Origin of the sequence: Parachryseolinea silvisoli, assembly GCF_021190955.1 — a bacterium.
In the GTDB taxonomy this organism is placed as follows: domain Bacteria; phylum Bacteroidota; class Bacteroidia; order Cytophagales; family Cyclobacteriaceae; genus Ohtaekwangia; species Ohtaekwangia silvisoli.
The window spans coordinates 34247-47534 of record NZ_JAIOAO010000001.1 but is presented as its reverse complement, the minus strand read 5'-3'; the positions used below and the strand labels follow the sequence as shown (position 1 = coordinate 47534).

The window sequence follows — 13288 nt, the reverse complement described above, 5'->3', positions numbered from 1 at the left end:
TTCGTATGGCTTCCTACCTGCAACGTCCGGTAAGCATCGCGCCGCTCGTCACGTTCCGGATCATCTTCGGTGCGTTGATGATCGTGAGCACCGTTCGTTTCCTGTGGTTGGGATGGGTGGAAGATCATTACCTGCAGCCGGGTTTCCATTTTAAGTATTATGGGTTTGGATGGGTGGCGGTATTGCCTGCGCCGTGGATGTACGGTATACACCTGGCTCTGATCCTTGCGGCTGTGTGTGTGATGCTGGGGTACTATTATCGAATCGCCGCCGTGGCGCTGTTTCTGTTGTTTACGTACACGGAGCTTGTCGACCTGACGTACTACCTCAACCACTATTACTTTGTCAGCCTGATATGCCTGCTACTGATCGTGGCGCCGGCACACCGGCATTTTTCGTTGGATGCAGCCCGTCACCCGTACTTGCGACAAACACACGTACCGCATTTTTGGATCGTGGTGTTTCAAGCGCAGCTCGCCATTGTCTACCTATATGCCGGTCTGGCGAAGATCAACTACGATTGGCTTATAGAAGCCATGCCACTTCGCATCTGGTTGCCCGCACATGACAGACTGCCGCTGATTGGCGCGATTTTCCGGTGGGAGATAACCCCATACATTTTTAGCTGGGCCGGCATGCTGTACGATTGCACCATTGTGTTCTTTTTACTATACCGTCGCACGCGCCCCTGGGCATTTGTGACGGTTATCGTCTTTCACGCACTGACAGGTGTCTTGTTTCAGATCGGTGTCTTTCCGTTGGTGATGGCCGGCGCCGCGCTGATCTTTTTCTCCGATACATGGCATAAACGCTTTCACGAGCGCTTGCGGCGTATGTTCAGGATTCGATCGGTTGCATCGGCACAGGTCTCGTCTATCGCCCCCGTTCATCGCGTGTTACAAGGTCTATTTATACTCTACTTTGTTTTTCAACTATTGTTTCCCTGGCGTTATCTGCTATACCCCGGCAACCTTTTCTGGACGGAAGAGGGTTATCGATTCTCCTGGCGTGTGATGCTGATGGAGAAAGCCGGCACGGCGACGTTCTATGTAAAAGACGCACGTACGGGCCGGGAAGGCGTCGTGGTGAATAGCCAGTTTCTAAATGCGCACCAGGAGAAGCAGATGGCCATGCAGCCGGACATGATCTTGCAGTACGCGCACTTTTTATCCCGGTACTATGCAGCAAAGGGTGTATCTTCGCCCGCCGTGCGAGCCGAGGTATACGTTACCCTCAACGCGCAACCCAGCCAGCCCTTGATTGACCCGCACCAGAACCTGGTGGTCCTCGAAGATGGTTGGCAACCTAAAAATTGGATCTTACCTTATACTGATAGGAAATGAAGAACGGCCGGCTTTATTGGTTATTGCTTTTCTGCCTGGCCACGCTGACCGGGTATGCTCAAAAAGGGCAGGTGACCGGCACAGTCACCTCGGTCGGAGAAACGCTAACGACCGCCACCGTCGCACTGAAAGGAACCTCCTTCGTCGCACAGTGCGATAGCGAGGGTCATTTCCAATTGGTTAACGTACCGTGGGGCAATTATACCATCGTTGTGTTTGCCTTGGGAAAGCAAACTATTGAACAAGCTATAATTCTCAGCCAGCCCTCCATAGACCTGCACTTTACGCTGCAAGATCTACGTCAGGAACTCGATGCCGTGGAGGTACAAGCCGCCCAGGAAAGTGTATTGGGTATGACGCGCCTGGCGGCAGTGGAGAATTTTGGTTTACAGGAAGGTAAAAAGACTGAAGTGGTATTGGTCAGTAATCTAACGGCTAACCTGGCTACAAACAATCCCCGGCAGCTGTATGGTCGCGTCACGGGCCTTAATATTTGGGAGAGCGACGGTGTAGGCTTACAGTTAGGTATTGGCGGCCGTGGGCTCAACCCTAATCGCACCGCGAGCTTCAACACACGGCAGAATGGTTACGACATCAGTGCCGATGCGTTAGGATATCCCGAAAGTTATTACACGCCGCCGGCAGAAGCTATAGATCGCATCGAGATCATTCGTGGTGCCGCTTCGTTACAATATGGTACACAGTTTGGCGGTATGTTAAACTTCCGGTTTAAGAAAGGCCCGATCGATAAAAAGATAGAAGTCACTTCGCGCCAGACGCTGGGCTCCTGGAATTTCTTTGGCTCGTTTAACAGCGTGGGAGGAACCGTCGCGGATGGTAAGCTGAACTACTATGCCTACTATCAATTCAAACAAGGCGACGGTTATCGCCCCAACAGTGAGTTTGATTACCACAATGCCTTTGCCTCCCTAAATTATCAGGTGACCAGGAAGCTAGCGGTCAACCTCGATATTACGCACATGAATTACCTGGCCCAGCAACCCGGCGGGGAGACCGACCGGATGTTTGCCGAAGATCCACGGCAATCGTTGCGTGCGCGTAACTGGTTTCGGGTACGATGGGATTTGTTAGCGCTCAATGCCACCTATGCCCTAAGCCCACGCACGCAGCTCAACATACGCAACTTCGGCCTGCTGGCGACCCGCAGCTCGATCGGCAACATGCAGCGGATCAATCAGGCGGATGATGGCGAAAACCGCACCCTGATCGACGGCGACTTCGAAAACATTGGCAATGAAACTCGGTTGCTGCATCACTACACGCTACTGGGTCGCAACCACGTTTTCCTGGGGGGCATAAGACTCTACAGTGGGCACTCCACCGCGATTCAAGGCGATGGTAATGACGCCGCCGGGCCGGACTTTTATTTTCTCAATCCTGACAACGTTGAAAATTCCGACTATCGTTTTAAAAACCTGAACTATGCAGCCTTTGTTGAAAACATCTTTGTTCTCACAGACCGGTTAAGCATCACACCCGGTATACGGGTTGAAAATATACAGACATTTTCCAACGGGTATTATCGCACCATCCTGCGTAACCAGGCGGGTACTATCGTATCGGATGTACGTCAGGACGAAGACCTGGATCGCAACCGCAGTTTTGTCATCGCCGGTATAGGCTTGAGCTACCGGCCTTCGGAGGTGTTGGAGGCGTATGCCAACCTCTCACAAAATTACCGCGCCATTAACTTCAGCGACCTGCGCATTCAGAATCCTAACTTCTATGTGGACCCGAACATACACGACGAAAAAGGGTATACCGCCGACATGGGTATACGTGGCACTGCCGGGCAGGTATTTACGTACGAGCTTTCGGTCTTCCAGGTAGCCTACAAAGATCGCATCGGGCAGATGCTGGACACGGACACTGTGGGGCGCGACATTCGCCGGCGCGGCAACATCGCAGATGCGCGCATTCTGGGCGTCGAGTCGCTTGGTGAAGTAAATATTTCGGCACTGTTCCCACATAAGCCCGCCGTTACCTGGACAGTGTTTGTGAACACATCCGTGATTGATGCACGCTATATCCATACGGACGACAATACCATTCGCGAGAACAACAAAGTAGAGATGGTACCGCCCTTTATGTTGCGCACGGGAACAACGGCAAAATGGAAAACCCTAACGGCGAGTCTACAGTTTAGCTACACGGGTAAACATTATTCCGATGCGAGCAACGCCGAGTCTACAGCAGGTGCCATTGAAGGCATTATCCCGGCATACCAGGTAATGGACTTGTCGCTCTCGTATGGCTGGAAGATGCTGACGTTACAGGCCAGCTGCAACAATCTGCTGAATGAGCACTATTTCACCCGTCGTGCTGAGAGCTACCCCGGGCCGGGGATCATCCCTGCCGATGGGAGGGGGATCTACGTAACTCTGCAGGCCAGGATCGGCCGTTGACCGGTTGATACACTTTTGCCTGATTTTTAGGCTGTTGCGAGTGCTTTACTACCTTCTTCCTTACCTCATCATGGGCGGTAGTACCCGCTTTTAGTGAAAGAAACCTTGATTCTGAACGAATTCGTGTCTACTTTTGTTTGGAATTAGTCTAAATAGGTTGGTTACTAACAAACCACGTCCATGAGGGATCCCATTCGTATTCTATTAGCCGACAACCAGCCCCTAACCGCCGCAGGACTTACACAATTTCTTGGCGCCAACGACAATGCAAACATCATTGATGAGGTAACGAAACGCGAGCTGTTGGAACCCCTGCTTCGTAAACACACCCCCGACTTGCTTATTGCTGATTATAATCTAAGTGGTTTTATTACCCGCCAGGATATTCATGCGGTAAAGAATATTTCTCCACAAACGCAGGTGCTTATCATTTCGTCGGATGATAATAAGAGTAACATTCTCGATGTGCTCCAGTCAGGTGTAAAAGGCTATTTGACAAAAGAGTGTAGCCGTGAGGAGATTATGATGGCAATCCAATCGGTGTCCCGGGGCGAGAAGTTCTATTGCCACAAGATCCTCGACATCATCATGGAGAAACATTTCGGTGCCGAGATCCCCCAGGCAGCCGTCAATGTTCTCACTACCCGCGAAACCGAAATCCTCAAGTTGTTGGCCATGGGTAACTCCACGCAGAAAATTGCAGACGATCTGCACCTGAGCCCGCATACAGTACAAACACACCGAAAGAGTATCATCCGCAAGCTCAGCATTAAGTCGCCCACGGAGTTTGTGATCTACGCAATTGACTTCGGACTCATTAAACCGAGGTAACAGTCATCACCTGTAGAAGGTATGCGATTGGCCCGGAAGTATCAAGATGTATACCCTATATGATACACCAGCCGCATACATACTAGCCCCCACAAGGTAAATCAAAAATGCCCGATGCAAGCGATTGACGTAGGGTGACGCGCCGCTCTACTTTTGTTTAGAATTAATCTAAACAGAATGAGTAAATCTAGTGCCTACCGCATTGTTCTATTTCTCCTCGTCATAGGTATATCGTTCTCCTCGTCTGCGCAGCAGCTTCGTATTATCACAGCAGGCAGTGCGCTAACGGAGACGGTATGTGCGCTGGGAGATTGCGATAAGATCATTGCTTCGGATCGTACGAGCCTGTACCCCGCAGAGATTCAGAAATTGCCCTCCATTGGTTACCGCAGCAGCATTAACGCTGAAGGTATTTTGGGATTGAAACCCACCTTAATTATAGCAGAGAAAGATTATGTAGACGATGCGGTGCTGCAACAACTTGCCGGCAGCGGTGTGAAGCTGTTGATCGTAGATCGTAAGTATACCTTTGACGATACGCGTAAGCTCATACAACAGATCGCGACAGCGCTGCACCGCGAAGCCGAGGGTAAAAAGCTGATTGCCAAGATCGAAGGTGAGCTGGCAGAGGCCAGGGGGATGTTGAAGCGCGCCACCACGACACCGGCGGCGGTTTGTATTTACAACAGAGGCACGGCAACGGTCAGTGTAGCGGGCACCAATACCTTTGGTGAGATATTGCCGTACGTAGGCGCTACGAGCGCGGTCAAAGATATAGAAGGATATAAGCCGCTAAATACAGAAGCGCTCATTGCAGCCAACCCTGACTACCTGGTGATGATCGACGCCGGTGTGCAAAGCCTGGGAGGTGTTGACGGCGTCCTAAAAGTACCCGGTGTCGCACAAACAACGGCAGGTAAGAAGAAACAGATCGTCTCCCTCGACAGTTTGATGTTAACCAACTTCGGCCCGCGCTTCGGCGAAGCGGTAAAGGCATTGGTTGTATTACTACACCCCGAGCTCCAAGCTAAGTAACGATATGAACGCTGCAGTGACCTTGCGCGATTTTCGTACCACAGTTGTCCTGGCGGGATTGGGTGCCAGCTTATTGGTGGCGACTATATTCTCACTAACTATTGGCGCCGTGTCGATACCCGCCGGCGATGTTGTGGTGATCCTGCTGCAGAAACTGGGTCTTTTTCAGAGCACAGCGGTGGATGAGATGCACACCGTGGTATTGTCGTCGATCCGTATACCACGTATTGTTATGACAATGCTGATTGGTGGTGCGTTGGGCGTGAGCGGCGCAGCATTACAGGGTCTTTTCCGGAATCCTTTGGTAGAGCCCAGCCTGATCGGTGTATCCGGTGGCTCGGCGGCCGCGGTGGTCGTGCTTATTGTTTTTGGTGGTCCGTTGTCGATATACCTCGCGGCATGGGTCTATGACTCGCTATTACCCATCGTTGCTTTTGCCGGCGGGCTTTCGGCCACCTTCCTGGTGTTACGCTTAAGCAGCGAGCTGGGGCGCACCAACGTGGCGGTGTTGATCCTGACGGGCGTTGCGCTGAATGCGCTCGCGGAAGCGGTCATCGGCCTGGCAATCTTCTATGCTGACGATAATCAACTGCGCACATTTACCTTCTGGACACTCGGTGACCTGGGCGGCGCTACGTGGCAAAAGCTAGGTTTCGCAGCACCCTTTCTGATCGGATCAACGGGGGCACTGCTATTTTTTGCGCGCTCGCTGAATGCGCTCGCGCTGGGAGAGGCCGAGGCGTATCACATCGGTGTAGATGTAGAACGCACAAAAAAACTGATCATACTTTTTGCCGCACTGGCGGTGGGTGTAAGTGTATCGCTGTCGGGCATGATCGGCTTTATCGGGCTCGTCGTTCCACACGTTATCAGGCTGTCGTTTCAGGCGGATAACCGGTTGGTGTTACCGGCCTCGGTGTTAGGCGGTGCATTGCTGTTGGTGCTGGCCGATGTTATCGCACGCACGGTAGTCAGCCCGTCGGAACTGCCGATTGGCGTAGTAACGGCGTTGATCGGCGCACCCTTCTTTGTGGCCCTTTTATTAAACGCAAAAAAGAGACACGAGCTATAATGTACGAAGCCAATCAAATAGCGTTTCGCACCCAGGGAAGAACGATCCTGGATGGTATATCCCTGCAAGTGACGCCCGGTGCCTTTACGGCGATTGTTGGCCCGAACGGTGCCGGCAAGAGCACACTGCTGAAGGTTATGGCGCACGAGCACCAGCCCAGCCAGGGAACGGTGAGTATTAACGGACAGGATATTGATTCATATACACCGCGTGAGCTGGCGCATGTACGTGCCGTATTGCCGCAGAGCACGACCGTACAATTTACCTTTACCGTGGAGCAGGTCGTAGCCCTGGGCCGTCACGGCCGCCGGGCATTGCCCGCAGAAGATAGGTCCGTTTGTGAAGCGGTCATGACCGTGACTGGCACGCTGGCCTTTCGCAATCGTCAGTATCAAACCCTGTCAGGCGGAGAGAAACAACGCGTACAACTGGCGCGTGTACTGGCGCAAGTGTGGGACGAAACGGTATACCCGCGGTATATTCTACTCGATGAGCCCACCAGCAGCCTGGACATTGCCCAACAGCAATACATCTTTCACCTGGCCCGTACGGTCTGCCGCCGCAACATCGGCGTGATGGCGATTGTGCATGATCTCAACCAGGCGGTGCAGTATGCCGACGCGCTATACTTTCTGCGTGATGGCCAGGTGGTAGCAAACGGCCCCGCCACCGAGGTATTCACAAAAAGTAATATTGAAGAAACGTTCCGATGTCGCGTCAATCTATACCGCGACCCGGTCACCGGCCAGCCGTATATCATTCCGGCCAGCGATCCTGCTGAACGGTTTATCGCGGTGGGTAAATAATCTATAAACGCAAGACAAAAAGAATAACACGTGGAAACTTCAACTCAAACCAAAACACCGGCGGCCGCTGGCGCAAACGCGCTGGCCGAAGCGTGGGAATCCCTGCAACAAACAAAACCCGGTATTCGCATTCGCGAAGCAGCCCGGGCGTTGGAAGCCAGCGAGGCCGAGCTGCTCGCCACGAAGATTGGTCCGCAGGTAGTGCGCTTGCAAGGGCCCTGGCCGGAGCTGCTGCGAAGGTTTACGACACTCGGTCGTGTCATGTCGCTTACACGCAACGACGCCTGTATCCTGGAACACAAAGGCCCCTTCCAGGAGATCGATATTATTGATGCCGGTCCGCGGTCAATGGCGACGGTCATTGGCCCCATCGAAAGCCGTGTGTTCTTCCACGCCTGGCACGTAGCCTTTGCCGCCACCGAAGAGAAGACCGACCGGGTGCTGAAGAGCATTCAGGTGTTTGATCGTTCGGGCGAAGCCGTCACCAAAATATACCTGCAAGAGAAGAGTGACGAAGAAGCCTATGCGCGCCTGCTCGAAGATTTCCGTTCGCCCGATCAAAGCCCGGAACAACCGGTGTCCGTCTATGCAGCGGAAGTACTGCAAGGGCCCGAAAGCGAAGCGGCTTTTCTACAGGAGTGGGGCGAGTTGAAAGACACGCACGATTTCTTTGGCATGCTGCGTCGTCACAAAGTGGACCGCTACCACGCGCTGGAAGTCGCACGGGGAAAATATACTTATCAGGTTAACGCGAAAGCTACACCCCAGCTTATTCTGGAGCAGGCCGCCGCACAAAAACTTCCCATCATGATCTTCGCCGGCAACCGCGGCAACCTGCAGATCCACCAGGGCAAGGTACGCACCATTCGGTTGCTGGAACGCGGCCACAATGGTCCCGAGCCGTGGCTGAACGTACTCGATCCCGACTTCAACATGCACCTGCGCATGGACCTGGTGGATACGGCATGGGTTGTAAAGAAAAATACAACAGAAGGGTTTGTTACGTCGGTGGAGCTGTTTGACAAACAGCGTAACCTCGTTGCCCAATTCTTTGGCCTGCGCAAACCGGGTATACCCGAGAAGCTCGAGTGGCGCAGCATCGTCGAAAATTTACCGGCTTTGTAATATGAAATATCGATTGGCAATCGCCGGTGTATTGCTGGCCTGGCAAGTGCCGTGGCTATACGCACAGGATTCGCTCCGTACGACGCAGCTGCAGAACGTGGTCGTCACGGGCCAGTTCGAGCCGCAGTCGATCCGGCAATCCGTATACCAGGTGCGCACCATCTCCTACGCACAGATCGTGCGGCGGGGCGCTACCAATCTGCAGAGTGTGCTTGCCACGGAGCTGGGGGTTCGTTTCACAAACGACCTGGGCCTGGGCACAAGTGACATTCGGTTGATGGGCATGGGTGGACAGAATGTTAAAATCCTACTCGACGGCGTGCCGTTGTTGGAGCGTGGCGAAACCCGCGAAGCCTTGAACCAGATCGACATCAATACGGTCGAGCGTATCGAGATCGTGGAAGGACCGATGTCGGTGATGTATGGCTCTGACGCGCTGGCGGGTGTGTTTAATATCATTACAAAAAAATACGACGGCCACTGGAACCTCGAGGCGCGTGTGCTGGAAGAGACCGCGGCGAGTGAATACGATCCGTTTACCGACAAGGGCGTGCACAACGAAAGTATTGGCGCCCATTGGCAAAGGGGCAAATGGTCAGCGGGTGGTTCGGTGACACGCAACAACGCGGGCGGCTGGAACGAAGATCACTATCCCAGCGACCTGCGTCCGCAGCCGATGCGGTGGCACCCCAAGGAGCAGTTGCTCGGTATGGGCAACGTTGGTTTCGCCACGGGCAAGCTGACGCTTCGCTACCGCCTGAACTACACGGACGAAACCATTACCAGCTTGGGTACTTACAACCCGAGGGAAGGGACGGCGGTCGACAAAGAGTATATCACACACCGGTACAACCACCAACTGCAAGCGGATTGGAACCTCACCGAGCGACTGGTATACAACGGCGTCGCCAGCTACCAGGATTATTCACGCCGCACCCGCACGTTGCTGTACGACATGGCGACGGGCGCAACCTGGCTCTCGCCCGAGTTGGGCACACAAGACGAGACGAACTTTAGCATGGCGATGAGCCGCGGCACGTTCCTGTACCGGTTGTCGGATCGCGTCTCGCTGCAGCCCGGCTATGACATCAACCTCAGCAAAGGTGCCGGCGACCGCATCGACCGTGAACGGGAGATAAACGACTATGCTGTCTTTGCTACGGCGGAATTCAAGCCCACATCGTTCCTGAATATACGGCCCGGCGTGCGGTTTATTCACAACTCCGTGTACGAGGCACCACCTGTGGTGCCTTCCATCAATACAAAGTTTCAGCTCTCTTCGCGCCTTGATCTGCGGTTGGCCTATGCGTACGGCTTTCGCTCACCAGCATTGCGTGAGTTGTACTTCAGCTTTCACGATGCCAGCCACGACATCTTTGGCAATGAAAACCTGAAGGCGGAGTACTCCAACAGCTTTACCGGCTCATTGGCCTGGCAGGCGTATACCGGCAGCAAGGCTCAGTTAAACTCAACCCTGGCCAGCTTCTACAATACCTTTAAAGATCAGATCATCCTGGCTACCGTAGCCGACCCTACGGCGCCCTCGGGTATGATCTCGCGGTATGAGAATATTACAAAGTCGCGCACGATCGGTACTACCCTGGATAACAATTACCAGTACGGCGGACTGCAAGTATCGTTAGGCTTCTCCTACATCGGCGTCTCCGACCCGCTTAAATCGCAGGAGGGAAAACTGGAACTGATCTGGTCGCCGGAAGTACGCTCCAACGTATCCTATACATGGAGCAAGCCGGGCACCACGGTGAGCCTGTACTACAAATACACCGGCAAGAGCTCCAACTATGAAACGGTTACGCTCGAAGGAAGCACCGAGCCCATCACACGCCTGGCTACCCGCGAAAATTTTCAATGGGCGGACTTTACAGTTGCCCAACGAATCAACCGCATGCTGGACCTGACGCTGGGAGTGCGAAACCTGCTGGACGTGACAACGCTGCGTAATACGTCGTTGGATGTTGGCAATGCGCACAGCGGTGGCGGAGATGTACCGATGAGCTACGGCCGCTCGTACTTCCTGTCCCTGCACTTCCATTTTACCAAATAAAACGAACACCTATCTTTTTTACATAATCTAAATTCTTATGAATAGCTTGAACAGATTTCTGAAGTTGGCTGCTATCGCGTGTAGTATTATATTCTTAGCGCTTGTGATCAACGCATGTAGCGATGATGACCCGCCGCTTCCGGCTAACGAGGCTGACTTCGAGGCCACTGCATTGGGTCTGGAAGAAGGCCAGGAAGAAGCTGAAATAAAACTAACCCTGTCGCGTGCCGCAGACGTGGCCACCGATTTTACCGTGAGCTTTGTCGCTACAGGTGTACAATACGGCACCCACTTCACCACCGATCCGGCTGCGACCGATGGTAAACTGACGGTGTCTATACCAGCCGCTTCGAGCACGGTATCATTCAAAGTACTGCGCAAGAGCAACGTGTTTCTGGATGGTGATGCCTCCATTATCTTTACCGTAGGCACCGCAGCGCAAAATGCGGTGATAGGAGAGAAGTCAACCGTGACCGTGTCGTTCTCGCCCATCGTATCCGAAGGGCAGCAGATGAAGCTGGAAGGCATCATCAGTGATGAGCTCGGGTCGAGCGCAGGCAACTCGGTATTTGTTGATTTTAGCAGCAACCAGCAGACGGGTGTAGCTCGCGCGTCATGGGATCTCGGTTTCTATAGCGGCGACGAGTTCCGTGTTATTATCAACAACACCACCGCGGCGTCGGTGATCGCTGTCGAGGCGACGGATTTAGCTGACGTTACCGCAGAAAATGTTGAAACGGAAGGCCTGGCCCTTGGTCAAGGTGCCGGCACGTTCGATATCATCGACGATGTAACTGGTGACCTTACTAAAACCGCTATCGAAGAAATCTCGGCTACCGAAGCTGATAACAAAGTATATATAATCAACCGCACCGGTGGGTTTGGTATTGTCGACAAGCCGGAAAATCTGATCAAACTTCGTGTGGTGCGCAACGGTGCGGGCTACAAACTGCAATATGCAGCACTGACCTCTACCGATTTTAAAGAGGTTCAAGTGACGAAGTCTGCTACGAATGACTTTACTTATGTATCGTTTACCACGGGTGCAATGGTAGAGGTGGCACCTGCACGCGAGAAGTGGGACATCGAGTGGACGTATAGCATCTACAAAGCACCGCAAGGTATTCCCTATGCGTATTCTGATCTGGTGTTCATCAACAGTCGTGGCGGTGTATCCGCCGTGCAGGTACTGGAAACGACGGTATCATACGATCAATTCGCGGCCAGCAATGTAGCGAGCCTGAAGTTTGACGGCCAGCGCGATGTGATCGGCTCCAGCTGGCGCGTAACGTCTGTGCCTCCGGGCAGCACAGACGTGGTCGGTGTACGGACTGACCGGTACTATGTGGTGAAAGATGCGTATGAGAATGTTTATAAACTTCGGTTTATTAATTTCCACTCGGCCGATGGTGGCACGCGTGGTAAGCCGCTGATTGAATACAAACTTGTTGTGAAGGGATAATAATTCTTTTAAACCTACACGGGCCGGGACAACAGCTGTCCCGGCTGCTGTGGGTAACAAGCCTAAAGACCGCTCTCTTTTACTGTTATTCTGACAATGATATTATGATCCGCCAAGCTATCCCACAGCTTCCGTCGCTCGATCTGGAACGGTCACGCGACTTTTATGAACGCAAGCTCGACTTTGTACTGCATCGTCAGTACGAAGACCTGATCATCCTCAAACGCGAGGATATTGAAATCCATTTGTGGCATTGCACCGATCCGGCAATTCCGCAAAATTCCCGCCTGTACTTTCGCGTGTCGGGCGATATTGAAGAACTGTATGAGCATTGTGAGCGCAAGGGCATTGTGCGGCTTCACCTGGAGGACCGGCCGTGGGGTATGAAAGAATTCTACGTGGGCGATCCCGACGGTAACCTGTTGAAATTCGGTCAACCTTCTTTTGGTGTCCTATGAACATGCCGCTGCACATCGAAGAGCGGGCGCTGTATCAGAATGACCTCTTTAAGGTTGTGCAGTTGGCGGGTGCAGAACGCCAACGGTTGCGTACGCGGTATGCTACGGGAGAGCAGTTCATGATGGTCAAGAAGGGCCGCGTGATCATACACCTCAATGGTACCGATCATGAATTATCGCGCGGCAAGACGCTGGTAGTACCGGCCGGGCAGCCGTATGGGCTGCGCGCAATGACGAGCTTTGAGGTGATATCGGTTATGAGTCCGTCCGTTGTTACAACCTTTGCAGACGAATAAGGTATGCTGAGCGAAACGTCCGCCCGGTATTTTGTAGCGTTGGCCGAGAGTACCCTGGCCAGTCAGGATATTACGCTGACGGCGAAGAAAAAGCGTATTCTGGAAGAGATTCTCAACGGCCATGGCTCCTTTGATGCCGAGTCCGTATACCTGCGTCTCTGTAACCAGGGCCGGTGTGTCAGCCGCTCGACCGTATACAACACCCTGGCGGTGCTGGTGCGCGTGGGATTGTTAATGATTAGCCATGACCCACAGCGGAAGCTTCAGATATACCATTTGCAATGCAAGAGCATCACACTTTTGGCACCGGGGCAGCCTTAAAATCCATAATCGGTGCGATACGTCATGCGTAACGTTGTTTTTATGTTC

12 protein-coding genes are annotated in these 13288 nt (G+C 53.1%); all 12 read left to right on the top strand.

Annotation, left to right across the window (positions count from 1 at the left end; translation table 11 throughout):
• The first annotated feature begins 5 nt into the window (after positions 1 to 5).
• The 12 genes from K7P01_RS00235 (at position 6) to K7P01_RS00180 (ending at position 13240) form a co-directional block, all read left to right on the top strand.
• Complete coding sequence (locus K7P01_RS00235) at positions 6 to 1343, top strand: HTTM domain-containing protein (protein WP_267288617.1); 1338 nt, start codon at positions 6 to 8, stop codon at positions 1341 to 1343.
• Complete coding sequence (locus K7P01_RS00230; protein WP_267288615.1) at positions 1340 to 3769, top strand: TonB-dependent receptor; 2430 nt, start codon at positions 1340 to 1342, stop codon at positions 3767 to 3769. The genes K7P01_RS00235 and K7P01_RS00230 overlap by 4 nt, the downstream gene beginning before the upstream one ends.
• Before the next feature lie 180 nt (positions 3770 to 3949).
• Positions 3950 to 4600: a LuxR C-terminal-related transcriptional regulator gene (locus K7P01_RS00225; RefSeq protein WP_254084284.1), complete on the top strand. Its 651-nt coding sequence runs from the start codon at positions 3950 to 3952 to the stop codon at positions 4598 to 4600.
• Positions 4601 to 4777: 177 nt separating this feature from the next.
• Entirely contained in the window at positions 4778 to 5635 is an 858-nt protein-coding gene (locus tag K7P01_RS00220; protein WP_267288613.1) for a heme/hemin ABC transporter substrate-binding protein, read from the top strand.
• Positions 5636 to 5639: 4 nt separating this feature from the next.
• Entirely contained in the window at positions 5640 to 6707 is a 1068-nt protein-coding gene (locus K7P01_RS00215) for a FecCD family ABC transporter permease (RefSeq protein WP_267288612.1), read from the top strand.
• On the top strand, positions 6707 to 7513 hold the full coding sequence (locus tag K7P01_RS00210) for a heme ABC transporter ATP-binding protein (RefSeq protein ID WP_267288611.1): 807 nt from the start codon (positions 6707 to 6709) through the stop codon (positions 7511 to 7513). The genes K7P01_RS00215 and K7P01_RS00210 overlap by 1 nt, the downstream gene beginning before the upstream one ends.
• Positions 7514 to 7543: 30 nt before the next feature.
• Positions 7544 to 8638: a hemin-degrading factor gene (locus K7P01_RS00205; RefSeq protein WP_267288610.1), complete on the top strand. Its 1095-nt coding sequence runs from the start codon at positions 7544 to 7546 to the stop codon at positions 8636 to 8638.
• Position 8639: 1 nt separating this feature from the next.
• Positions 8640 to 10703, top strand: coding sequence for a TonB-dependent receptor plug domain-containing protein (locus tag K7P01_RS00200; RefSeq protein WP_267288609.1), 2064 nt, complete (start codon positions 8640 to 8642; stop codon positions 10701 to 10703).
• 37 nt (positions 10704 to 10740) lie between these two features.
• Complete coding sequence (locus K7P01_RS00195; RefSeq protein WP_267288608.1) at positions 10741 to 12165, top strand: HmuY family protein; 1425 nt, start codon at positions 10741 to 10743, stop codon at positions 12163 to 12165.
• Positions 12166 to 12269: 104 nt separating this feature from the next.
• Positions 12270 to 12623: a bleomycin resistance protein gene (locus K7P01_RS00190; protein ID WP_267288607.1), complete on the top strand. Its 354-nt coding sequence runs from the start codon at positions 12270 to 12272 to the stop codon at positions 12621 to 12623.
• Positions 12620 to 12919, top strand: coding sequence for a cupin domain-containing protein (locus K7P01_RS00185; RefSeq protein ID WP_267288606.1), 300 nt, complete (start codon positions 12620 to 12622; stop codon positions 12917 to 12919). The genes K7P01_RS00190 and K7P01_RS00185 overlap by 4 nt, the downstream gene beginning before the upstream one ends.
• A gap of 3 nt (positions 12920 to 12922) precedes the next feature.
• The gene (locus tag K7P01_RS00180; RefSeq protein WP_267288605.1) at positions 12923 to 13240 is read left to right on the top strand and encodes a transcriptional repressor; all 318 of its coding nucleotides are present in this window, start codon (positions 12923 to 12925) and stop codon (positions 13238 to 13240) included.
• Positions 13241 to 13288 lie beyond the last annotated feature (48 nt).

What these genes read in the sequence shown, in the direction of transcription:
- K7P01_RS00230 (WP_267288615.1), top strand. Translation starts at nt 1,340, where the DNA reads ATGAAGAACGGCCGGCTTTATTGGTTATTGCTTTTCTGCCTGGCCACG.
- K7P01_RS00220 (WP_267288613.1), top strand. Translation starts at nt 4,778, where the DNA reads ATGAGTAAATCTAGTGCCTACCGCATTGTTCTATTTCTCCTCGTCATA.
- K7P01_RS00215 (WP_267288612.1), top strand. Translation starts at nt 5,640, where the DNA reads ATGAACGCTGCAGTGACCTTGCGCGATTTTCGTACCACAGTTGTCCTG.
- K7P01_RS00185 (WP_267288606.1), top strand. Translation starts at nt 12,620, where the DNA reads ATGAACATGCCGCTGCACATCGAAGAGCGGGCGCTGTATCAGAATGAC.
- K7P01_RS00235 (WP_267288617.1), top strand. Translation starts at nt 6, where the DNA reads ATGGCTTCCTACCTGCAACGTCCGGTAAGCATCGCGCCGCTCGTCACG.
- K7P01_RS00200 (WP_267288609.1), top strand. Translation starts at nt 8,640, where the DNA reads ATGAAATATCGATTGGCAATCGCCGGTGTATTGCTGGCCTGGCAAGTG.
- K7P01_RS00210 (WP_267288611.1), top strand. Translation starts at nt 6,707, where the DNA reads ATGTACGAAGCCAATCAAATAGCGTTTCGCACCCAGGGAAGAACGATC.
- K7P01_RS00180 (WP_267288605.1), top strand. Translation starts at nt 12,923, where the DNA reads ATGCTGAGCGAAACGTCCGCCCGGTATTTTGTAGCGTTGGCCGAGAGT.
- K7P01_RS00225 (WP_254084284.1), top strand. Translation starts at nt 3,950, where the DNA reads ATGAGGGATCCCATTCGTATTCTATTAGCCGACAACCAGCCCCTAACC.
- K7P01_RS00190 (WP_267288607.1), top strand. Translation starts at nt 12,270, where the DNA reads ATGATCCGCCAAGCTATCCCACAGCTTCCGTCGCTCGATCTGGAACGG.
- K7P01_RS00195 (WP_267288608.1), top strand. Translation starts at nt 10,741, where the DNA reads ATGAATAGCTTGAACAGATTTCTGAAGTTGGCTGCTATCGCGTGTAGT.